Origin of the sequence: Corynebacterium sp. HMSC077G07, assembly GCF_001809225.1 — a bacterium.
GTDB lineage: Bacteria > Actinomycetota > Actinomycetes > Mycobacteriales > Mycobacteriaceae > Corynebacterium > Corynebacterium jeikeium_D.
The window spans coordinates 1-20,630 of record NZ_KV796532.1 but is presented as its reverse complement, the minus strand read 5'-3'; the positions used below and the strand labels follow the sequence as shown (position 1 = coordinate 20,630).

Here is a 20,630-nt window from a genome sequence, read left to right as displayed (position 1 = left end):
ACCGCGCTAATCGACGGACTTCTGACGGCGACCGACCAGGATGCCGGCACCGAAGATTAGCGCGCCCAGGATTGCGCCGGTTCCGGCGACTGCGGCGGTTTGGAGCGGGGAGTTGGTCGCGGCCTGCTGAGTCTGCACATCAACTTCGTCGAGGCCATTGCCGGAAGCGTTGGACTTTGCGGAAACCTTGCCAGATGCCTTGGAGGAGCCGCTGGCCTTGGACTCTCCGGTCTTGGAGGCACCGGTCTTCACAGCTTCTTCGCGTTCCTTGGCGGAGCCGCCGACGCTGAGGTCCGTGGCCGTGTCCTGGCTGCGGTCGGAGGAACCGTGAGCAGCAAAGGTGTAGAGCGCGCAGTCATTTTCGACGCAGTTGGCGGCCGAGGTGACGGCCTCGACATTGAGCGTTGTAGAGAAGCTGCCGTCGGAGGACATCTGGGAGGTGCGCACAAACTCAGCGGCGGAGAAAGCATCAGCGTTGGTGGTGGAGAACTTGTTCTTCTCAGCCACTGCGACGTAGATGCCGTTGCCGCTGGTCTTGAATCCGCTGCCGGAGACAGTAATTGCGGTGCTGCCCGATGGGTTCAGTTCCGTGGTGGACAGGCTTACCGACGGGGTGCCGGTCGAGGAGCTGCTGCCGTTGGAGCTGCTGGAGCCACTGGAAGCGCTGGTGCTACTCGTTCCACTAGACCCTGTGCTGCCACTGGTGCCGGAGCTTGCGCTGCCTGCGGACTGTGAGGAGCCACCGCCGGAGGGCAGGGTAGCGTCCTGCTTGGCAGCTCCGCCGGCAAACGATACCGCGGTCGCCGTGTCCTGGCTGCGGTCGGAAGAACCGTGAGCAGCAATGGTGTAGACCGAGCAAGCGTTCTGCATGCAGTCTGCCGTGCCGAACTTCGCGCTGACCGGAAGATCCACGCTGAAGCTGCCGTCGGACTTCAAGTTGCCGCGAGAGGTAGACACAAACTGGGTATCCGGGCCGAAGGAATCGGCGTTGGTCACATCCATCTGGTCATTTTGCGCGATACCGACGTAGATGCCCGGTCCAGAGGTCTTGAATCCCTTGCCTTCAACTCGAATGGTGTCGCCGCTCGGGTTCAAGTCTGAGGTCTTGGACAGGCTCACCGATGCGTTACCCCGTGACTGCGACGGTGACTGCGAGCCCGACTGTGACTGGGAGCCCGAACCAGTGCTCTGGCCACCGCTCGGTGCCGCGCTGGTGGAACCCTGTGATTGAGCAGCCTGGGAAGTAGCACCCGCCTTGAAGGTGATGGGGACCCACTGGTCATTGCTGCGGTCAGAAAGATTAGGGAACGCAGTAAAGGAGGCTACGTAGCACTGGGTGGAGGTGCAGTCGACATCGCCAAAGCTGGTCGCGACCTTCATCTCCTGCGTAAAACTTCCGTCAGCGCCGACTGTCACCTTGGCCGCTTCGCCGTAGGTCGAAGGGTAGCCCGACTTTGGCTTCTCGATTGTCTGGGCTAGGTAAATATTTGCGTTAGCGGGGTAGCCGACTCCCTTGATGGTCACGGTGGCGCCGTCGGACAGATCGGTGGCAGGGGTCACAGAGAGCTGGCGCTCAGACTGATCGGTGCTGCCGCCGAGAAGGTCGCCGATGCCGGGGAGCGAACCGCCGAGCTGTCCAATCGATGGCAGTGACTGTGCCGATGCGGGGACTGCGGGTAAAAATCCCGTACTCACTACGATTGCCGAAGCTAGAACAATAGAGCGGGGAAGCAGGCTCCGTCGGAAAGCGCCCTGCGTCGTGGACATGTGAACCTCTGATTCTGTTTGGGAGTTCCGGCGCAGGCGCGGCGAAAAACAGGGAACCCCACCGCGCTGACCAGAGTAAAGCGTAAACTAAGGCAAGCCTACCCTCCGCGTATTGATAAGGGCAATAAATGCCCCTGCCGAGGTGGGCGAGGGGCGCTCTCTAGTCTGCGGCCTCCGCGACGCTCATGAGATAAGAGATTGTCATGCGTTTGATTTCCTGCACCGTCAGCTCGTAATGAGCTTCCCGCTCAGCATCGCTTCCCGGATGGTCCACCGCATAATTCAGCAGGGCGTACGTGGCGTTAATCATGAGGTCGGAGATGAAGTTCAGTTCCGCATCGCTTGACGACGGCACCAGCGGGCGCAGCACCTTTGAAATCTCGGTGACCAGGCGTGACTTCGTATCTTCTGCGGTTGCGCGTGTGGCGGGCGTTGATTGAACAGCCAGCCATACGGCTCTTCTGGAAACGTCCTCGCGCCAGAGTTTTGCCAGGTGATCGATGAACTCCGAGAGAAACTCCGGCCATTTCAAGGTGGGGACTGTTTCGCCGAAGCGTGAGACTTCCTCGATGACGGCCTCGGTGTCCTGACGGTCGAGCTCGCAGATCATCACATACTTGTTTGCGAAGAATTGGTAGAGCGTGCCAATGGGGATATCTGCGATGCGAGCGACTTCGTCGAAAGTGAAAGACTCAAACCCGTGCTCGATGAGCACTGTGCGTGCCGAGCTGAGCATGCGTGCGTACCGCTCTCGGCTGCGTTGCTGAGCCGGAGTGCGACGGGGACGAAGAATATTCGGTGCGTCCTGGGATTGAGTCACTACTACGAAACCGTCTAATCGGGATGATGTGGGAGGAGAGTTTGGGGCCAGGGTCAAAGTAGGCCTTGCGGCTAGTTAGCTTTCGGAAGCCTGTGATTCCACGCCCAAGTCACGCAGTACGCGCTGGACGTGCCCCTTGGCGCGAACGTTGTACCAGGCCTTTTCAATTTCTCCTTCGGCATTAACCAGGAAAGTCGAGCGGATGACGCCCTGGACAATCTTGCCGTAGTTCTTCTTCTCGCCGAAAGCGCCGAATGCGGTCATGGTTTCCTTGTCCGGATCGGACAGAAGGGTGAAGTTTAAGCCGTGGTCCTCGCGGAACTTTGCGAGTTTCGCCGGCTTGTCCGGAGAAATACCTACGACAGGAATGCCGGCATCGTTCAGGGCAGCGGATTCATCGCGGAAGTCGCATGCCTCAGTGGTGCAACCTGGGGTGTTGGCCCGCGGGTAGAAGTAAATCAGCACGGGCTTGCCCGCGTAGTCCGACAGAGAAACCTGCTCTTCGGCGTCGTTGAGAAGAGTAAACGCTGGGGCAGGGTCGCCAGCTTCCAGACGGATGTTGTTCTGGCCGTATTCTTTGTCGCTGGAGGAAGAAGTAGTCATGGCTTCATCGTATCGACTCTGGAGCGGTGCGTGTCGACTCTGAAGCAATGCGTTGAGTTTTTCCCCGTGCTCGCCCACGTTGCTGTAGTGGAAGTGTTAGTCTTTTAGGCGAACAATCACTTTAGATATTCAACTTTTTAGGGAGTTTACGTGGCTCGCAGCATTGAAGATATCCAGCGCGATATTGAGCGTAACCGTAACCAGCTCGCCCGTACTCTGGATGAGCTAACCGTGCGAACGAATCCGAAGAACGTTGCGGATGACGCAAAGACCCGCGTTCTCGATGCTCTGAATGAGCCGAAGGTGCAGGCAGCACTGGGTGTCGTTGCCGCACTTGTTGTTGGCGGCATCGCAATGGGCATTCGTCGCAACCGTAACCGCAGCAAGGAAATCGACCGCATTCGCGAGATGATTGAGACTGCTGCTAAGTAGTTTTTCGGTAGTTAGCGCACGCGCTTCGGGTAGTTACCTGGGGCCGTGCGCTTTTGCGTATCTAACCCTTGTTTGAGTCAGGCGTGGGGTGCGAGCGAGGGGTGCAAGTTGGCACCTGCGCTTGTTGTGCAACAAAAAGACCGGGAGGGTATTTCTACCTTCCCGGTCTGTATTGTGCGCCATCAGGGACTCGAACCCCGAGAGGTTTTAAGTCACTATCAGACGCGCATCAGCGCAGGTAAAAGCGTTTTTAGCGGGTTCTCTGTTCTAGGGAAAACAGTAGCACACAGCCGTGTGCCCAATTTGTGCCCAATTACAGAGAGGTAGAGGCAATGAAGATCGCAATCCGGGACATGATGAAGCATGACAACATCACCCTGGCAGACGTGGAAGACGGTCTCATTATTGAGATTGCAAGCACCGTTTACGCCCGCATTCATGACGGTGTTCTGTTCGTGTCCTTCGATGCTGAAGCAAGTCCGAAGGCGGTAGGTATGTCCGTATGGCAAGAGGTTGTCCAACACACCGGGGCAGCTCTGAAGTTCGAGGCGGTTCTTGATTCGCCTGATTATCCTTCGGGCAAAGAAGTTATTGCCTGGTTGTCGTGATTACGCTGGGAACGAGGTAGAGATGGTGCCGGTACTACCGACACCATCGACCGTTTTACCAGATCAAAGGGCATAACAGGATGTAACTTCCGAGTCGTCCTAGAAGACGGAGAGCCTTGGTTCGTCCTCAAGGACGTGTGCGAAGTATTAGGGCTCGGAAACATCACGTGGGTAAGCAATCGACTTAATGAAGATGACCTTAGTACAACTAAAGTCACCGACCGTTTGGGCAGGTCACAACGGGTAACAACGGTGAACGAGTCGGGACTCTACGACGTGATTCTCGACTCCCGAAAGCCACAAGCCAAGAGGTTCCGACGCTGGGTCACCTCCGAAGTTCTACCGTCGATCCGCAAGGACGGCGGGTACATCCAAGGCCAAGAAGACATGACCGGCGAAGAGCTCATGCTCAAGGCTATGGAGTTCGCCAAGTCTCGCATCGAAAGGCTCGAGCGAGAGGCTGAAACTAATTGGCTCTCGAACGTCTCACTTTCGCCTCGACTCATGCGGGAAGCGAGAAACGAGCGTATCGCTCGGGCTATGAGTGATCGAGAGGCTTTGACCAACCGTGAATAGGCACGTCAGAGGGGGTACCCGAAGTTTGTAGATTCCTTTTTAAAGGTAAAGTTATCAGCTAATTGTTTACATCTACTTTTGGAGGAATCTTGCGCCGCACCGCTCTGTCATTAGCTGCCATGCTCAGTATTGGGCTTGTTGCTTGTGGAACTGAAGACGCAGATAAGAACAGTCAAGGCACTATTGCAGCTCCTAAATCCTCGTCAAAAACTGAAGAGAAGGCAGACGAGGGTGGAAAAGTTGAGCTAGAAAAGCCTTTTGAGATTTCTAAGCTGCCGGATAATGACGTTTTCTTGACGATCAAGGAAATTACGCTCGGCGAAGAGTGTCGCTTCGGTATGTATGTTCCTGGATCTCCCTTGGATGACTTGGGTGAGGATCAGCAGTATCTCCAGATCCTGGGTGAGGTTGATGTTCAGAAGCTGGATAACCCTCAGAGCCAAGGGATGGTTTTCCTGAATGTTCCCAAGGCTGTTGACGCTGATAAGTTTGCAAAGGAGGCTGATTTCGCGACTGACTGTCAGCCGGGTGAAGGCTACGAAGATTGGATGACTCCAACCGATGCGGGAGATAAATCCCGTAGGTACGGCGCTTTTATCGTTCCTAAGGGGGTAACGGAAGTTCGCGTTGAGGGGAAAGTCTACAAGGTGGAGTAGAAGGTGATTTGCCTTCGTGTTGTGCAGCATTAGGCATGGATTTTGAGATAGCCAATAAATAGGCGAGTCGGTTCGTTCCGCTGAGATCGTGTGGCCTAGCGGGGTAATACTCGGGATTTGGAATCTCATTCATCTATGAGTTTGCGAGTTGATGGTTATTCATTGAACTGTCAAGGTCGTGGCCCTAAGACACCCCCAGTAGGGGGTAATTTAGAGGATTCTCTAAAACCGAGTGTGAGGAAAGTATCCAAATCACACGTATATATATAGTGAGGGGCGAGTGAAACGAGCCCCGAACGAACCTCGTTCTTCACTCGGTTCTTATCGGAACCGGGGAGCTGAGAGCTCCCCTCTCTTTCACTCACCAGTAAGAGCCGGCCAACAAAGGCCGGCGATCTTCTTAAACAAGAACGCGGCCCTCGGGGGCCGCTCTTACTTACTAAGTAGACCGAGCCCCGAAGGCTCGGGCAACGTTCGCAAGCTCACTCATTCGCTTGCTCACTACGTGACCAGGAGGTTTAAGTCTCCGGTGACTAAATGGTATTCGAGTGACCGAAGAAAGAGACTGCCTCCTGATTGGAGGCACCGGAGATTAAGAGTCCTCCGGAGAGACCGCTGGCGGTGCCAGCTTAAGTCCTTCGGGTGCCTTGAAGAGGCAACCGAGGTAGATCACATCGTCCGAGGAGACAATCACTCCGAGGACAATCTGCAAGCCGTCTGTTCGGCTTGCCACAAGAAGAAGACGCAGACCGAAGCCAAGAAGGCCTCGGCTGCTAAGAGAGCCCGTAGGCACACACCTCTGCTAAGGATGCTCGAGACTATCGAGTGTCGTTAGGGGAGATGGCTAGTCCCCAATGCCGGGTTACTCAGTAATCCATTCAGACATCACCGGTGTCTGACCTTCTGGTGATTCTAGGATTTCGCCCTTGGTTTAACGAGCACCAAGGGCGTTTTCCTTTTCGCCATGTTTTATAACGCTATACCCGCTCAGCCACCGCAAGGAGGTGACAGTAATACAGGATCGACACGCAACCAGGTATGCCTCCGGAACAATCAAGGCCACTCAGGATCTAGCTAACTCCAGGTATCGAGCCAGACAGCGAATCATGCGTCGTTGGATCGACGATGTAGCCGACAAGCTCGGTATTACAAGAGAGGAACTGCTGTGCTTAGAGCCTGATCTGGTTTCTCAATTGCTCAGGCATCTAGCAAGAGAGCGTCCCGACGCGGCTACGGAATCTCGCTAGTTATTCATTCACGACCAAAGGAAACAACCTTGGACTATATCCCGTTAAACGGTGCGAAAGTCACCGAGAGAGTTGCTCGCGCCCTCAGCTCTCGAGCAACCAACTATCACCGAGCCCCCTCCGCTGCCTCAGTCCTGCAAGAAGCACTGACTGATACAGCACCGGAGCCCGAAGCTCCGGAGCGGACAACAACCACCACCGGAGCTTTCGTCGATTCACTCGAATCCGTTCAATCAGCCGTAGACCCGTCTCAGGGATCCTTCGGTGCAATTCCCGATCGAACCGGGGATCCGTTGCTCGAGAGTTTGCAGAGTGTGCTGTACCGGAGGCGATAAGTTGACCGAGGTACTCGTTCATACGCCTTCGGCCAGAGTCGAATACAACCACCGGGACAATTCACTCACCGTGGTTGCGAGCTCGGAATACATTCCGCCGAGGCTGTGCCAGCTGATCGGATGCTTCACTGCTCGGCACAATCTGAAACTGGTCTACTACCTCACAGACCATGACCAGGTTCATCGAATCTACTGCCCTTAGCGCTTGCTAGGGGCTTTTGTTTTGCCCAAAATCACCGAATCCCCAAGGAGGATTTACTCATGTTTAACCCGAATCACACTGTCGATACCGTGCGCCACTGGGGTCTGAAGAACCCGAAACAGATTGAATCACTGCTGGCTGCACTGGATGCAGTTGAGGAAGCAGGTACTGAAGCGCCGGAACTCGACAAGGTCACCGATCCAAAGCAGGCAGCGCAGCAGGTTCTACGTCTTGCAGAATGGAAGAGCTCTCAGGGCGATAACCTCACCGAGGCTAAGACTCTTGCTCGCCATAAGATTTCCAACGCTATTGAAGACGAACTAGAAGACATGATCGACTTCTACCTTCAGCAGCTCAACGACGGCCTTGCCGAGAACGCCGAAGCATACAGTGATGCGGTCTTCGAGCTTCCCGCTGAGTTCTCCGCTGAAGACGTAATGAACTTCAGTTCAGAGGTCTTTGCTGCCTACCAGACTGCTAAGGCCAGCGCTGCACACCTTAAGTCTGTTATCAACCTCGTTCAGACTCTGGGGTCTGTTGTACCTAGCCAGAAGAACTTGCTCGTACCCGAGCCGCTGTTCCTGTTGGTTGAACCGACCAACCTCGAGACTTACTACTACCTCTCCGGTGTGGACGATTCTTCCAGCTCGGCTCAGCAGGCAGTGCTGCCGATGCTGGCAAAAGCACTCGAGCACGGAGCCAAGGTAGAGCTAAAGACTCCGGAAGAAGCGCTCGAAGTAGTAGCCCACTGGGAAGAACAGCGTGACCTGTTGTCTGCTCAGGCTCACCGAGATCTGCTCGCAGCAGTCCGCAACTGGTAGCCCATCGGTGACTAACAACCAGGGCAGGTAGGCCAACAGGAAACGGGCTTGTTCGAGCCGACCCCGGGATGTATGGAGAGCCCGTCCGTAGATATGTCTCGAAGCTGCATTGTTAAGAGCCCTTCGTCTTCTGTTGCTCGCTGGTGACAGTGCGGCAACGTGCGAGCGTCTTGGGCAGTGGAGTGTTTAGGTAGGGGATTCCCCTACGGATAGGAAGTATGCCCGGCTACCTAGGTCGGGGTAGGGGCGTGTGCCTACGGCTAGGAAGAGAGCTAGGGCTGTACGTGCAGGGGTGCTAGGGCAGGTAGTCCCAGGTATGCCGAGGCGTAGGAGTGCCCCGCCCCGGGGTAGGGTGCCCGGGGCGTGCCGGGGAGGGCTATGCACGCCGCTAGGCAGGCTAGGGCGCTAGGCGGGTATGCGCCCGCTAGGTCGCACTAGGCAGGCGCGCGGGCTAGGCAGGTTCTGGCTGCTGTCCTACGGACTTTGGCACCCCTCAGGCAAGAGTCTGTTGGTACCTCCAGTCAGCGTCGTTGCTGCCTAATAGACCGGTCTCGGTTTTGGTTTTGCCTATCGAGATTCAGAGGTCGGCACCTCGGGCACCCAGGGGGCATACCCTCGCCCCGTCCCCTAGCACCGCCTGTGACTGCGCCCGCCCGGCTTTATGCGAATCCCAAACTCCATTTTTAGGAGCTTGCCGAGACTGAATCGCCATTACAGGAAAGGAATTACTAATCAATGGAACTATTTCCGCTACAACTGCACAGCTATGAGCCACCGGCTCCTCCTGAGGTTCTCCAGAACCGAGGTAAGGAGCTCTGGCAAGAAATGACCTCGGTTTTCGACTTCACCGGGGAACCAGGAAAGTACGCCATTCTCGAGCGTGCTTGTCGCACCGCTGACACGATCGAGCAACTCGAAACAGCGATGGAGGGACAGCAGTTCACTGTAAAAGGCTCGATGGGGCAGGCGGTCATTAACCCGCTCATTGCTGAGGCACGAGCTCAGACCAACCAGCTCGATAAGTTGATCAAGTCCCTCAATCTTCCTGAGACCTCGGAAGAGCAGCTAGCGCAAAAGGCCAAGCTGTCGGCTGCTGGTCGTACCGCAGCACGGGCTCGACACAACACCTCGAGGTGATTCGGTGACGATCAGAACCAACGCATCACCGGCACTACTTCCGTCTCCCGAGATAGTGGCTGGCTACGTTCATCCCGGCTTCCACCGCTTGCCGTCGAATTACAGCGAATACACCAGAGTTTATGTTCCGGAGCTACAGGCTCACGTGGACTTTCTGGTGTCACGCATCGGAGCCGTCAACGCGCTAGAGGTAGCCGATCACCTCGGCACCGGGCTTCGCGATTGGATCGTTCGATTCGGTAACCGGCCGCTCTAAGCCACACCCGAACAGCTCGGCTACCGCTGTGGGGGTTCCGATACCGGATTAGTACAGCTGCACCGGGCTAAAGAAACAATCATCAGAAAGGACACCATGACCGACAATCAGCGAAAGCACCCGTGGATTGAGACTAAAACCAGTTCGAAGGGGCAGTGCCACACAATCCGTATCCCCGGGTATTCTCGGAAGATCTTTATGAACACTGAAGAGCTTCGAGCTCTTGCTACCGCTATTGAGCAGGTGATTACGCTTGACTAGTACTAGCCACGACCGCGTTAGCGGGGATCTGATTGACCCCGATGGCAATCTGACAGAGCTCGGAGAACAAGAGTACGGACGGCACTTAACCGGTGCCGTCTCTCTGTCTGCCATGAAGCCGGTAGAAGCTAAAGACTTCTGGATTATCGAAGGCATTCTAGCCCGTTTAGGAACGACGTTCGTTTACGGACAATCGAAGATGGGCAAGTCATTCTTGGTCGCTCAGATTATTGATGCTGCACTCTCTGGTAATGATCTGTTCGGGCTTACCAGCTTTGACAGCGTTTCCAAGGTGCTGATCGTCGTTACCGATGCTGGAAGCGATCTTGAATACAAGCTCCGGTTGGACACTCTCGGAGTTGACACGGATCGGGTGGATATTAAGACAGTGTCGGGTGAGCTCGATACTGACGATTGGAATCGTTTAGCTCGGGGTGTGGCCTTCTCAGGCTACGGTCTGGTGGTTGTCGATCATGCCACCGCTCTGGTCGATGGGGATATGAATCAACGAGAAGGCTGGAGGTATCTGTTCCTTCGTCTCCATGATCTCGAAGTTCCCTCGGTGCTTGTTGGGCATTCCACTGATTCGAGGTTCGAAGGCAAGCAAATTAAGCGTCCCGCTGGTAACGCTGCGGTGACTCAGTTTGCCCGTGCAAGAGTCTTTCTAAGTTCACCGGGTGGCACGGTGAATGAGGAGAAGAGAGTTCTAGAGTTCACGTCGAACAATGCCCGAGTAGAGCCGATCGAATGCCTCCGAAACGAGGACGGTTTTCTCACCGTCGATGGTGAGGCAGCGGTTTCGAGCCATAGTCGAAGCAAAGAAAAGCTTGATGTTCAAGAGCGAATGATTGAGCTTGCCCTAGGGCTGCCAGCCGGATTGAGCCAGGAGACAGCTTGTGAGCGAGTTAGTCGTGCGTTGGCATCCGAGGAGATCCATCTCGAGGCCGGTACGATCCGCACTCGGCTCAATAAGGTAGAGACAATCACCTGGACCAGGTCTGAGGGGCGATATTTGCCGAAGTAGTTTTGTACTAGTTTTGACCTTGAAAGTAGTACAAAGCACTGCAAAATCGCAGGTCAGAGGTTTGTACTTTGTACTTGTACCCCCTTATATATCCCCGTTACAAAATATACTTTTAACGGGAGGCTTACGGCCTCCCTTTCTTCGGGGTAGTAAGAACCAAGGGCTGCTTGTTGCAGCCCGGTCGTGAGAAAGGAGCGACAGAGCTCCGCTCACGATGGTTCGAGCCCCTCTTGCTTATTGCACCGAGGCTCTCACTCTCGTTAATCAGTAGCGGCCTTTTGGAGGCCGCGTACTTACCAAGTTGTGTAGGAGGCAACCTCCGGGGTTGCCGTTGAGTGTGTGGCAGCCCTTCGAGGGGCTGCTCTCAACAGTTGAGTCCGAAGCCGAGAAGCGTAGGACGCACCTCCGCTTAGAGCTCCGGTGGGATAGAGCATGGAGGAGGCGATCAGTCTCCGAGGTGCTCGTTTCCGGCGTAGGTGTCAGTCGCCGGAGCCGGTTGTACTTGTTCTGAAGGGACGGAGCAACAAGGCGTAGTCCCCTGAAGAGATAAGCGAGGGGCTACTCAGGCCTCGGAGGTCTTCATAGCCCCGTCGACACCCCGGTGAGCCGGGCTGTCTAGCTCCGAAGACAGTCACCGCTGGAGCGGTGCTAGCTACCAGAACTTCGCTGGTCTAGCCCCGGTGGACTAGAACCAATCTCGAATGACTGCTGAACAATCATTAGCCCCGATGTTGTGGTGACATTGATACTGAGCGATTATGTAATCATGAATTACCTAACCGAGGTTTTCTCTATTCTGATGTCGGAGAAAGGGTTGCCGTTTTGGGGCTCGGTTACGGCGGCTGTTATTACATTGTTGGGAGTTTTCCTGACGGTGAAATGGACTGAAGCGAGTCGTGAAAGAGATAGGCAAGTTGAGTTTCTGCGTAAACAACGAAAATCTGTAAAAGATTTCATTTATTTAGTGTGGGGATCGTATGAAAATTACCGAACAAGTTTAACTGAACTTGTTGAAAACAATCCAGCGTTTAAAGAACAGTTTGTGAAAGATGTGATTAAAGAGTACCGAAATATTCTTGACTGGCAATCTGATATAGATAACAGCAAGGTTAGCGATAGGTTAATTCTGGAGTCATTTCAGAAATCGGGCGATGATGTATTAGAACGTCTGATACAAAACCAGCGAGCAATCTATTGTAGGCGTGGATTCCATCGCTACCTTGAAGAAATTGTTAAGGCTGATTTTGCTTTAAGGGTTGAGGTTGAGAATGAGTGCATTCTTGCTATAAGTGATGAGTTAATTTCTGAATTGGAGTATAGGTACGAAGATATTGCTAAAAAGCTTGAAGGGATGATGGAAGATAATGTGGATAATCTTTCTGAAATGATCAGAAGTGCCGCGTATAATCCGAGGAATAAGTTAAACGATATGGCGCGTATTGCCAACGAGCAGCTGCGCGAGTCGTAAAAGATTTCTAGGCGACGATTCTGCATTAAGTCCAATAATGAGCACAAGGCTTCCTCTGATGCAAAAGGTGTCAAAATTGAGTAAGCCTGTTGGACTTTGAACTCGGGGTTCCTAAGTTTAGGTGATGTATTGAGTAGAAGTATGTTGAGTTTTTCGAACGAAATGTAGACCGAGTTCGACGTACTCCCTAGGCGCCTGAACAGCGTCGAGTCAGCATTGTGCTCAGAAACGAAGTAAGTCACTAAAGCAACAGATTAAGGGCGGGCTCTCCAGATTCGAGAGCTCGTCTTTTTGTATGCCTGTAGGCCTGTTATCAAACAAACCCCGCTAGTTGAATCGAGTAATCATTAGAAGGAAGGAAAATATGTCAAGAATCAAGCCAGAACTGAAAGCCCTCCAGGAGTTCTACGCACTCCAGGGAAAGAAGGTTTGCAACACCTGTGGAGACGTTTTGGAACTCACTGCTACCAACTTCACTCCAGACAAGAAGGGGATTGGTGGTTTTATGTCCCGCTGTCGACGGTGTACCAACGCAGCAGCCCGTCGACGGGCTAAGAGCGGGTACGGCTTCGGATACGCCTTAGAGAATGGTTACGAGCGAGCCGAGAAACTGGGGCGTAGGCGATACCGAGTCACCGAAGCCCGGTTGGTGAAGTACCTCAAGAATAAGCGGAATCACGATCCAGCAAGATGCTATTACACGGGAGTGGAGCTTCAGGCCAAGGACAGGAATGACAAGTTAACCTATCGGAACTTGGAGCACGTAGTTCCGTTGTGTCAGCCGCGATCAATGCACCGGGTTGGCAACATCGTTCCGAGCAGTGCAGCGTTTAACCAGTGGAAGCGGGATAGCCGGGCTGTCACCGCTGTCCTAGCTGCTCCGGAAGAGTTGCAGGCTGTGTCTTGCTACTTCGGTGCGGTAGACGGATTCGCCGGGACAGATCGGTTCGGTAACCCCGATGTGCCTGGGCAAGTGATTAGCTGGCAGGCCAACGACTGCACCAAGCAGCCTCGAGAGCTCGGGCTAGAAGAAGCCCGAGCGCTCCTAGGCTAGGTCGCGTCACTAGTCTGACAAGTCCAACGATGACATGAGAGTTTTCGGCCTCGATTGCCTAGCTCTCATGTAGGTATTGACGATGGTGGACACGTCTTCTTGCCCGAGTATGGCACCAATTTCTCGAGGTGTTGCACCGGCTTCAGCAAGCCGGGTGATGAGGTACACACGCCCGTAGTGGGGTGTGAGATCGTCTTCAATCCCGGCTTTATCCTTGGCTCGGTAGAAGATTGACCTGTACGACGTATCAAACACCGCCGCACCGTTGTCGGTCTCGGTTGCGTAGCCCTCCGGACGTGGCTGATACGTGGCTAGATGCTCAGTAATGATGTGTTGAAACTCTGGCATGATCGGTACGGTTCTGTAGCCCGCTTGTGTCTTGGGCGGGTGGAGTTCCATCTTCACACCGCCGTTGCCGTTAGGAACTCTGGCTAGGGTTCCTTCGATTATCACCTTGTCCGGAAAGACGTGTTTGCCGTGCAAGGCTAGGGCTTCGCCCAGCCTAAGGCCGTGGAAGAGGCACAACACCGTAATGAGCCTGTAGCGGTGTGGAACGTGTTCCAAGATTGCCTTGAGTTGTTCAGTGGTTGGCAGGTCCTTCCGCTTGCTCTTTGGTCTGCGAGAAGCAACTCGGACGTGAACCGGGTTTGAAGTGAGATAGCTGTATTCAACAGCCAGATTCATGATTGTTCGGAGCTTTTGATAAGCCCGGTGATTGCGGTAAGCGGTATCGGGAAAAGCTTCTACGGTGTCCTGCCACCACGCGGCAACCTTGCGAGGGGTTAGTTTATCCACCGGGGTAGAGGCAAGCCGTTCGTGCCCCAAGACTCGGAGTCCTACCACTTCCTTGTAAGCCCGGAGGGTGGAGTTTCGTACGCCCGGCGCGATTAGTTGAAACCAGTGGTGTGTCAGCTCACCGACCGTAGGGGCAGTTTCCTTTTCGGTGTTTGGTGATTCCCAAGCGCCTAGGTCGATCGCCTTCTTGTTTTCGGCTAGCCATGCGAGCGCGCTTAGTTTGTCCGGAAACGTGGATCCGTATCGTTTGCCGTCCGGTGCGGTGTACCGAGCTTGGTATCGTCCGCTTTTCAGTAGTCGTAAACTACCGAAGTTTTGTGCCCAATTCGTGCCCAATGTGTGCCCTTAGAGGTCATTTCCCGGGTACACGGGCGGTTAAATGTACCCCGGGATGTGTTACTGTGGAAAACGCCCTGAACAGGGAGTTACCTCTAAAAACGCCAAAGGCCAGACAGTAAAAATACTGCCTGACCTGGGCTTTTGTGCGCCATCAGGGACTCGAACCCCGAACCCGCTGATTAAGAGTCAGCTGCTCTGCCAGTTGAGCTAATGGCGCTTACTGTTTCCTGCTTGGTGCTCTCTGTGTGAGCTCCTCGCCGGCAACGAGAAGATATATAACCAGGTTTCTGATTGTTTGTAAAATCGGCTGGTCAGGCCCTGTTTTTTGGTCGGTGTTTTTGCATGTTTTTTGAAAGGTTTTGCGCAACCGTTTGAAAAAAGTTCAAAAAAAGTTTGGAAATCCTCAAAGTGGGGTAGGGCCTGTATCAATGCCATCAACGTTGGGAGTGTGCATAGATGTCGGAGTTACGTTCGACAGTGTTCAGTAACGTCCGGAAGCGTCCGGTGGCACTTTTGAATAGCGAACTGATTACTTTTCGGTAACGCAGCTTCAAGGGGGCGCTGTTTTCCCAGGTCGGTTGAAGTGCCCCGGTTTTTTGGGGTTGCACAGCAATTTTCCAGAGGGTTAACTGTAGGAACCGTTGGGCTACTTTGCGTGCTGCGCCCTGTGAGGGGTTGATGACTGCGATTGGGCAGTCAATAAGGCTTTTCAGTTAGGGCGAGCGTTTTATCGGTGGCTAGTGCCGCTGCAGGGTAGTCTGACCTTTTTCGAGGGCGCACCAGGGGCTGTAGCAGGACTCCGCTGTGTGTCGCAGTGTGTCCCCGGGACTTACTACTTAATAATTGCACTGTTGGAGTGAAGCACGATCATGCGGCAATCTTTTAAGCGCCTGTCGATGGCGGTGGTGACATTTGCGACCACCATCTCGCTAGCTGCTTGTACCGTCGGCGGAGATAATGCCGAGCAGCAAGAGGCGGAGAAGCCAGACGTTGGTCTTGTCGCCAGTGTGAAGGACGACGCCACCGATGTTTCGGTGGTTGACCCGATTTCGGTTCAGGTGGAAGAGGGACATCGCCTGGACAAGGTTGTTATGACCAACCCTGAGGGCAAAGAGGTCAAGGGCAAGCTCGACTCCAGTGGTACCAAGTGGACCACTGCAGAACCCCTGGGCTACTCAAAGACCTATGAGATTAACGCCACCTCGGGCACAGAAAAGCTGGCTACTTCTTTCACCACCGTCGAGCCGACTTCTCAGGTAAATGGTTATCTGTCCCCGCTGGATGGTTCCACCGTGGGTGTCGGTCAGACTATTGCTGTGAAGTTCAGCGCGAGTATTTCGGACCGCAAGGCTGCTGAGGAAGCAATTAAGGTGACCACCGAGCCTAAGGTGGAAGGCGCTTTCTACTGGCTGAATAACAGTGAGGTGCGCTGGCGTCCAAAGGAGTACTGGAAGCCGGGGACCAAGGTTACTGTGAAGTCCGATATTTACGGCACGGATCTTGGTGACGATATGTACGGTGCGGAGTCCGCCGAAACCAGCTTCACTATCGGTGATGAAGTCATTGCTATCGCTGATGATGCGACGAAGACCATGGTCATTAAGAAGAACGGTGAAGTCGTAAACTCCATGCCTATCTCTATGGGGTCGAATGTTCACCCGACTCCGAATGGCCAGTACATCATCGGTGATCGCAACGAGACCATGGTGATGGACTCCCGTACCTACGGCCTGTCTCTGGAAAACGGTGGCTACGTCACGCCGGTTAACTATGCAACGCAGATGTCTTACTCCGGTATCTACGTCCACGGTGCACCGTGGTCAACGTGGGCACAGGGCAGCGTCAACCAGTCTCACGGTTGCATCAACGTCACTGACGCCAACGCTAAGTGGTTCCTGGACAACACTAAGCGCGGTGACATCGTGATTGTGAAGAATACGATTGGTGAGACGCTCTCCGGTGTTGATGGACTAGGTGACTGGAACATCCCGTGGGAGACCTGGAAGAAGGGCAACGCCGACGAGACCAGCTCTTGGTAGTCCATGTCCTCTAAGTGAGGCCATCATTTAAGCCACGCGGGTTAGTCCGTTTCCTAATCACCCAACATTCCCAGCTCCTGCGCCCGAGCAACAGCCGCGGTGCGGGAGCTGACGCCTAGCTTGGTGAAAATATGTACCAGATGCGATTTCACAGTCGCTTCGGTGAGCACCAGCTGTTCTGCAATTTTTCTATTCGACATACCCCGCGCGACCAACTCGAGCACTTCGAGTTCGCGCGGGGTTAGTGCTGTATTGGGGTTGCGCATCCGCCCCATCAAGCGCCCGGCCACTTGTGTGTTCAGCACGGTCTCGCCGCGAACGGCACGACGGATACCATCGATGAGCTCCTCCGGAGCGGCATCCTTCAGCAGATAACCAACTGCGCCTGCGGTGACAGCGCCGAGCACATCCGAGTCCGAAGAATAATTGGTCACCACCAACACTTCTGGAGCCTTTGCGCCGCGCCCGGCCAGTGCGCGGATGGCTGCGGTGGCATCAACTCCGCCTGCGCGGGTAGCAGTGCCAGGGGCCTCACCAAAGCGAAGGTCCATGAGTACCAGATCGATGTGGTCGCAAGAGTCGTCGTCAAGCGATGCACGCACCTTCTCGACCGCCTCGTCACCGCTGGCCGCCTCGCCAACCACGACGATATCCGGCGCCGATTCAACGACTGCGCGAAGACCAGCGCGGACGATGGGGTGATCGTCGGCGATAAGGACTCCGATGGGCATGGTCACCTGGCTAACTCCTCGGGTGATGTGAATGGTCGTTTCCTACCTGCATACCAGGCGCGGGACTTTAAGAGGCGAGCTCGTGCGGGATGCTGACGCTGACACCGCAGCCACGCCCCGGTTCCGACTCGATGGTGAAGGTGCCGCCGAGCTTCTCCACGCGTCGGCGCGCGTTGGCGATCCCCACGCTGTCGTCGTTAGTTGGTGCGGTGGGGTCGAAGCCGATGCCGTTGTCGACGCAGTCGAGCAGAATCTCGTCGGGCTGGTAGGTCAGGGTGACACGGCAACGTGTGGCGTGTGCATGCTTGACGACGTTCGCCAAGCTCGCCTGGGCCACCCTGATGATGGTTGCTTCGACGGTGGCCGGCAGCCGCGTGGGTGTGCCGTCGACGCAGAAGCTGACAGCATCGCCCAGCACCGTGGAGGAGCAGACTTTCTCCAACGCACCGGATAGGTCTGCGCCTTCGAGGGGAGCCGGCTGAAGTGCTGCGATGATGCGCCGGGTCTCGGCGAGATTGTCGGCCGCAACCTTGCGGGCGAGCTGTAGCGAATCCACCGAGGTCTGGTCATGCTGAGTGGGAGCACTTTTCATGCGGGACTCCACCGAATGCAGCAGCAGCTGGATGGAGGAAAGCCCCTGCGCCACGGTGTCATGAATATCGGCTGCGAGGCGTGCGCGTTCGTCCAGCTCACCGGCACGACGGGACAGTGCTTCCGAGTGGGCGCGGGCAGCTGAGAGCTCCTCCAGCGCCTTGGTCTTTTCGATAGTCTCCTTCTGCAGGAGCCGGAACCCCAGCCCCACCGTGAGTACAAACGTCCCACCCAGAATGGGGCCGAGGACACCACCAAATGTCAGCGGAGTGTGGACGGCGATAGCACCGATTGCCGTCGCCGTCGTTGCCACCACCATAACCACGGCCATTAGGCCACCGGTGACCTGCAGAATTACGAAAAACAGCGGGAAGACCAGGAAAGAGGCATCCAGCGTCGCAAACGACATTGCCGCCCAGCACAGCAGCAGAATCACAAGCCAGCCCAACAGCAGGCCACGCGGCTTAGTCAGCGCGACCTCGTTGGCTACGTTGCCATGCCGAGCCCGACCAATCGGCCCGACCGAACCTGCGATGTACACCGCTAGAAAACACGCCGCATAGGTGATGATTCGCCACTGCGGATCCGGAACCACGCATACCGCCAGCAGCACCAGCACCAAAACATCCAGGGCAAACCGCAGTAATTGCCAGCTGCGGTTCAGGGTCTCAGGAGTATCCACGCTCTCGAGCTTAGGGCAGTTCCGCCTGCCAAAACACCGCTGACGAGCCGGAATTGTCAACATCAACCGAAAGTTGGAGACGAAGTTCAACCTCCATGGCGATTAAATCCGCCTTTGAATCCACGACCATAATGAGTATGTACCAGTCAATGAAAGAACTTCGAGCCGCTCCAGGCCGTGCCGCACTGATCACCATCACCGTCGGGATGATTGCTGTGATGGTCACGTTCCTCTCGGCTTTGGCCGCCGGCCTGTCCGCCCAGTCCGTCTCCGCACTGGACGAGGTCTACGACAAAAACGACGCCGTCGTCGTCTCCGAGGGGGCTACGTCGTTGTCGTCGTCAAGCATCGGCGAGACGGCGCGAAAGAGCGTCCAGACATGGGCGAGCGACAACGGCGCAAATGTCCGCGATGTCTACGTCAGTCGTGCGCGCGTCGATGAAACGCCCGTCACCGTCATCTCCGACTTTTCGCTTAACGACGACCAGGTGGCCGTCACCGACGGCGTCAGTGAAACCGCCATTGCGGAAGGTGACTCGCTGACCCTGTCTGGCGCGATGGGCGAGCACGAGGCCACCGTTGCGCGCGTGGCGGGAGATAAGTGGTTGGACCACCAAGCGGTCATTTATGCCGGGCGCGGCGTGATGGAAGACCTGACGCCGGGGCAGATGGTGCCAGCGGCGATGGTTGTCGACGAGTCCGCGGCGCAGCTGCCGAATGTCTCGGAAGGAACCATTCTGCGCGACGGCGAACGCAATAACCTGTCGGCTTCCTACCAGGGTGAGCAGACCTCGCTGAACGCGATGACCTCGATGCTGTATGTGATTTCTGCGCTGGTGGTAGGCGCGTTCTTCACCGTGTGGACCGTTCAACGACTGCGTGGTGTGGCCATTTCCTCGGCGCTCGGTGCGTCCCGCTCCGTGCTGGTGGCTGACTCTCTGGCGCAGGTCCTGGCCGTGCTGGCAATCGGAGTCGGTGGCGGTGTTGCGGTGACTGCAGCGGCGGGCTGGGCTCTGCAGAGCGGCGACGTCATGCCAATTGTGGTCGATGCTTCCACGACCGTCGTGCCGGGGCTCATTCTGGCCGTGACCGGCGTAGTTGGTGCGCTGCTGGCACTGGTGCCGGTATTCCGCGTCGATCCGACCACCGCATTGGCGAATGCGTAGTGGCTCGTTAGTACGGCCTAGCACGGCGGCTTCCCACAGAACACTCACATCGCGTTAATCATGCACAACCTTCAACTGAGGAATTGAGGAATTCAGGACAAAATGACTACCTACATCGACAACCAGGCTCCCGTGGCACTCGCTCTGAAGAACATTTCGCTGACCGTCCAAGATGGCGACAACAAACGCACCATTTTGGATGACATCTCGCTGAAGATCCGGGCAGGCGAGGTAGTGGGACTGGTCGGACCATCGGGCTCCGGCAAGTCGACTCTGTTGACCATCGCAGGTTGTTTGAAGAGTGCCGATACCGGACATGTCACGCTGTACTCCAACAAGCAGGACGCGAACGGTGCAGGCGCGGACGAGAGTGCGGAAAGGAAGGCCATTGATCTGAGCGCTCGCGGCGCGGATGCTGCCAAGATTCGTCGCGAACACATCGGCATCGTTTTCCAGCAGCCGAATCTTCTGCCAGCGCTGACGGTCAAGCAGCAGCTCATCGCAATGCGGCGATTGGGCCGTGTTTTCGGGTGGCCCGCGGGTGGCCGTCGTGAAGCGGAGAAGCGCGCAGATGAATTGCTCGAGGCAGTCGGACTGGCTGGGCTGGGAGAACGTCGCGTGAGCCAGCTTTCCGGTGGTCAGCAGGCACGCGTCAATGTTGCGCGCGCACTGATGAATGAGCCGGAAGTGCTGCTAGTCGACGAACCGACCGCGGCTTTGGATCAGAAGAGTGCAGGGGCGGTGACGCGACTGATTATGGATGTGACGCGGAAGATGGGTGTGGCCACCCTGTACATCACCCACGACCTGGGGCAGCTCCACGGTGCCGACCGAATCGTGGAGATGGTTGACGGCAAGCTGCAGTCCGCGGATGCAGGCTTGGTGGCTACTCGGTAGTGACTATGGGGGAGGAGGCGGCATCGAAAAGGCTGGGTCAGATAACCACGCCGCCGGAAAGGCTCACATTTTTGGCCTTTAACCCCAGAAATTACGGGCTGCAAATGTGAAACTGTGTGAGTT

The 20,630-nt window shown here is 55.6% G+C and carries 22 protein-coding genes and 1 tRNA gene; 15 read left to right on the top strand and 8 right to left on the bottom strand.

The window, feature by feature from the left end:
- Window positions 1-6 precede the first annotated feature (6 nt).
- From HMPREF2562_RS04570 to bcp, 3 genes are all read right to left on the bottom strand, one after another.
- The gene (locus tag HMPREF2562_RS04570) at window positions 7-1,767 is read right to left on the bottom strand and encodes a neocarzinostatin apoprotein domain-containing protein (RefSeq protein WP_070549690.1); all 1,761 of its coding nucleotides are present in this window, start codon (window positions 1,765-1,767) and stop codon (window positions 7-9) included.
- A gap of 160 nt (window positions 1,768-1,927) precedes the next feature.
- A complete protein-coding gene (locus tag HMPREF2562_RS04565) occupies window positions 1,928-2,587 on the bottom strand; it encodes a TetR/AcrR family transcriptional regulator (RefSeq protein WP_049172878.1) in 660 nt (219 codons plus the stop codon).
- A 75-nt stretch (window positions 2,588-2,662) separates the two neighbouring features.
- Complete coding sequence (gene bcp, locus HMPREF2562_RS04560) at window positions 2,663-3,190, bottom strand: thioredoxin-dependent thiol peroxidase (protein ID WP_049172881.1); 528 nt, start codon at window positions 3,188-3,190, stop codon at window positions 2,663-2,665.
- Between the two features lie 150 nt (window positions 3,191-3,340).
- Here bcp and HMPREF2562_RS04555 point away from each other — a divergent pair, with 150 nt between their 5' ends.
- From HMPREF2562_RS04555 to HMPREF2562_RS04540, 4 genes are all read left to right on the top strand, one after another.
- The gene (locus HMPREF2562_RS04555; protein WP_005511166.1) at window positions 3,341-3,622 is read left to right on the top strand and encodes a DUF3618 domain-containing protein; all 282 of its coding nucleotides are present in this window, start codon (window positions 3,341-3,343) and stop codon (window positions 3,620-3,622) included.
- Between the two features lie 332 nt (window positions 3,623-3,954).
- Complete coding sequence (locus HMPREF2562_RS04550) at window positions 3,955-4,230, top strand: hypothetical protein (protein WP_070549689.1); 276 nt, start codon at window positions 3,955-3,957, stop codon at window positions 4,228-4,230.
- A 135-nt stretch (window positions 4,231-4,365) separates the two neighbouring features.
- On the top strand, window positions 4,366-4,806 hold the full coding sequence (locus HMPREF2562_RS10715; protein WP_246819326.1) for a BRO-N domain-containing protein: 441 nt from the start codon (window positions 4,366-4,368) through the stop codon (window positions 4,804-4,806).
- Window positions 4,807-4,868: 62 nt separating this feature from the next.
- Entirely contained in the window at window positions 4,869-5,462 is a 594-nt protein-coding gene (locus HMPREF2562_RS04540; protein WP_141744772.1) for a hypothetical protein, read from the top strand.
- A gap of 592 nt (window positions 5,463-6,054) precedes the next feature.
- On the opposite strand, the gene HMPREF2562_RS11045 is transcribed toward HMPREF2562_RS04540, so the two are convergent.
- Complete coding sequence (locus HMPREF2562_RS11045) at window positions 6,055-6,195, bottom strand: hypothetical protein (protein WP_246819329.1); 141 nt, start codon at window positions 6,193-6,195, stop codon at window positions 6,055-6,057.
- On the opposite strand from HMPREF2562_RS11045, the gene HMPREF2562_RS11040 reads away from it, so the two are divergent.
- From HMPREF2562_RS11040 to HMPREF2562_RS04515, 8 genes are all read left to right on the top strand, one after another.
- Window positions 6,136-6,297 (top strand): HNH endonuclease, encoded by a 162-nt coding sequence (locus HMPREF2562_RS11040; RefSeq protein WP_246819328.1) that lies wholly within the window; start codon window positions 6,136-6,138, stop codon window positions 6,295-6,297. The genes HMPREF2562_RS11045 and HMPREF2562_RS11040 overlap by 60 nt on opposite strands.
- A 1,008-nt stretch (window positions 6,298-7,305) precedes the next feature.
- Entirely contained in the window at window positions 7,306-8,067 is a 762-nt protein-coding gene (locus HMPREF2562_RS04535; RefSeq protein WP_070549686.1) for a hypothetical protein, read from the top strand.
- 735 nt (window positions 8,068-8,802) lie between these two features.
- Window positions 8,803-9,204 (top strand): P27 family phage terminase small subunit, encoded by a 402-nt coding sequence (locus HMPREF2562_RS04530; RefSeq protein ID WP_070549685.1) that lies wholly within the window; start codon window positions 8,803-8,805, stop codon window positions 9,202-9,204.
- Between the two features lie 4 nt (window positions 9,205-9,208).
- The gene (locus HMPREF2562_RS10880; protein WP_141744771.1) at window positions 9,209-9,460 is read left to right on the top strand and encodes a hypothetical protein; all 252 of its coding nucleotides are present in this window, start codon (window positions 9,209-9,211) and stop codon (window positions 9,458-9,460) included.
- A 96-nt stretch (window positions 9,461-9,556) separates the two neighbouring features.
- Window positions 9,557-9,721 carry a hypothetical protein gene (locus HMPREF2562_RS10940; protein ID WP_168162074.1) on the top strand — a complete coding sequence of 55 codons (165 nt, stop codon included), beginning with the start codon at window positions 9,557-9,559 and terminating at the stop codon, window positions 9,719-9,721.
- Window positions 9,714-10,745: an AAA family ATPase gene (locus HMPREF2562_RS04525; protein ID WP_070549684.1), complete on the top strand. Its 1,032-nt coding sequence runs from the start codon at window positions 9,714-9,716 to the stop codon at window positions 10,743-10,745. Before HMPREF2562_RS10940 ends, HMPREF2562_RS04525 begins: the two co-directional genes overlap by 8 nt.
- A gap of 766 nt (window positions 10,746-11,511) precedes the next feature.
- Window positions 11,512-12,213: a hypothetical protein gene (locus HMPREF2562_RS04520; RefSeq protein ID WP_141744770.1), complete on the top strand. Its 702-nt coding sequence runs from the start codon at window positions 11,512-11,514 to the stop codon at window positions 12,211-12,213.
- A 364-nt stretch (window positions 12,214-12,577) separates the two neighbouring features.
- Window positions 12,578-13,267, top strand: coding sequence for a hypothetical protein (locus HMPREF2562_RS04515; RefSeq protein WP_070549682.1), 690 nt, complete (start codon window positions 12,578-12,580; stop codon window positions 13,265-13,267).
- A gap of 9 nt (window positions 13,268-13,276) precedes the next feature.
- On the opposite strand, the gene HMPREF2562_RS04510 is transcribed toward HMPREF2562_RS04515, so the two are convergent.
- Both HMPREF2562_RS04510 and HMPREF2562_RS04505 read right to left on the bottom strand, forming a co-directional pair.
- Window positions 13,277-14,092 (bottom strand): tyrosine-type recombinase/integrase, encoded by an 816-nt coding sequence (locus HMPREF2562_RS04510; protein WP_141744769.1) that lies wholly within the window; start codon window positions 14,090-14,092, stop codon window positions 13,277-13,279.
- Window positions 14,093-14,545: 453 nt separating this feature from the next.
- Window positions 14,546-14,618 (bottom strand) — tRNA-Lys (locus HMPREF2562_RS04505).
- A 652-nt stretch (window positions 14,619-15,270) separates the two neighbouring features.
- Here HMPREF2562_RS04505 and HMPREF2562_RS04500 point away from each other — a divergent pair.
- A complete protein-coding gene (locus tag HMPREF2562_RS04500; protein ID WP_016422276.1) occupies window positions 15,271-16,440 on the top strand; it encodes a L,D-transpeptidase in 1,170 nt (389 codons plus the stop codon).
- Window positions 16,441-16,493: 53 nt separating this feature from the next.
- On the opposite strand, the gene HMPREF2562_RS04495 is transcribed toward HMPREF2562_RS04500, so the two are convergent.
- Both HMPREF2562_RS04495 and HMPREF2562_RS04490 read right to left on the bottom strand, forming a co-directional pair.
- Complete coding sequence (locus tag HMPREF2562_RS04495; RefSeq protein WP_070549694.1) at window positions 16,494-17,171, bottom strand: LuxR C-terminal-related transcriptional regulator; 678 nt, start codon at window positions 17,169-17,171, stop codon at window positions 16,494-16,496.
- Between the two features lie 67 nt (window positions 17,172-17,238).
- Window positions 17,239-18,444 (bottom strand): sensor histidine kinase, encoded by a 1,206-nt coding sequence (locus tag HMPREF2562_RS04490; protein WP_065421673.1) that lies wholly within the window; start codon window positions 18,442-18,444, stop codon window positions 17,239-17,241.
- A 149-nt stretch (window positions 18,445-18,593) separates the two neighbouring features.
- Between HMPREF2562_RS04490 and HMPREF2562_RS04485 the strand changes: the two genes are divergently transcribed.
- Together HMPREF2562_RS04485 and HMPREF2562_RS04480 are read left to right on the top strand one after the other, a co-directional pair.
- Entirely contained in the window at window positions 18,594-19,610 is a 1,017-nt protein-coding gene (locus HMPREF2562_RS04485; protein WP_246819325.1) for an FtsX-like permease family protein, read from the top strand.
- Between the two features lie 102 nt (window positions 19,611-19,712).
- Entirely contained in the window at window positions 19,713-20,507 is a 795-nt protein-coding gene (locus HMPREF2562_RS04480; protein ID WP_049172923.1) for an ABC transporter ATP-binding protein, read from the top strand.
- Window positions 20,508-20,630 lie beyond the last annotated feature (123 nt).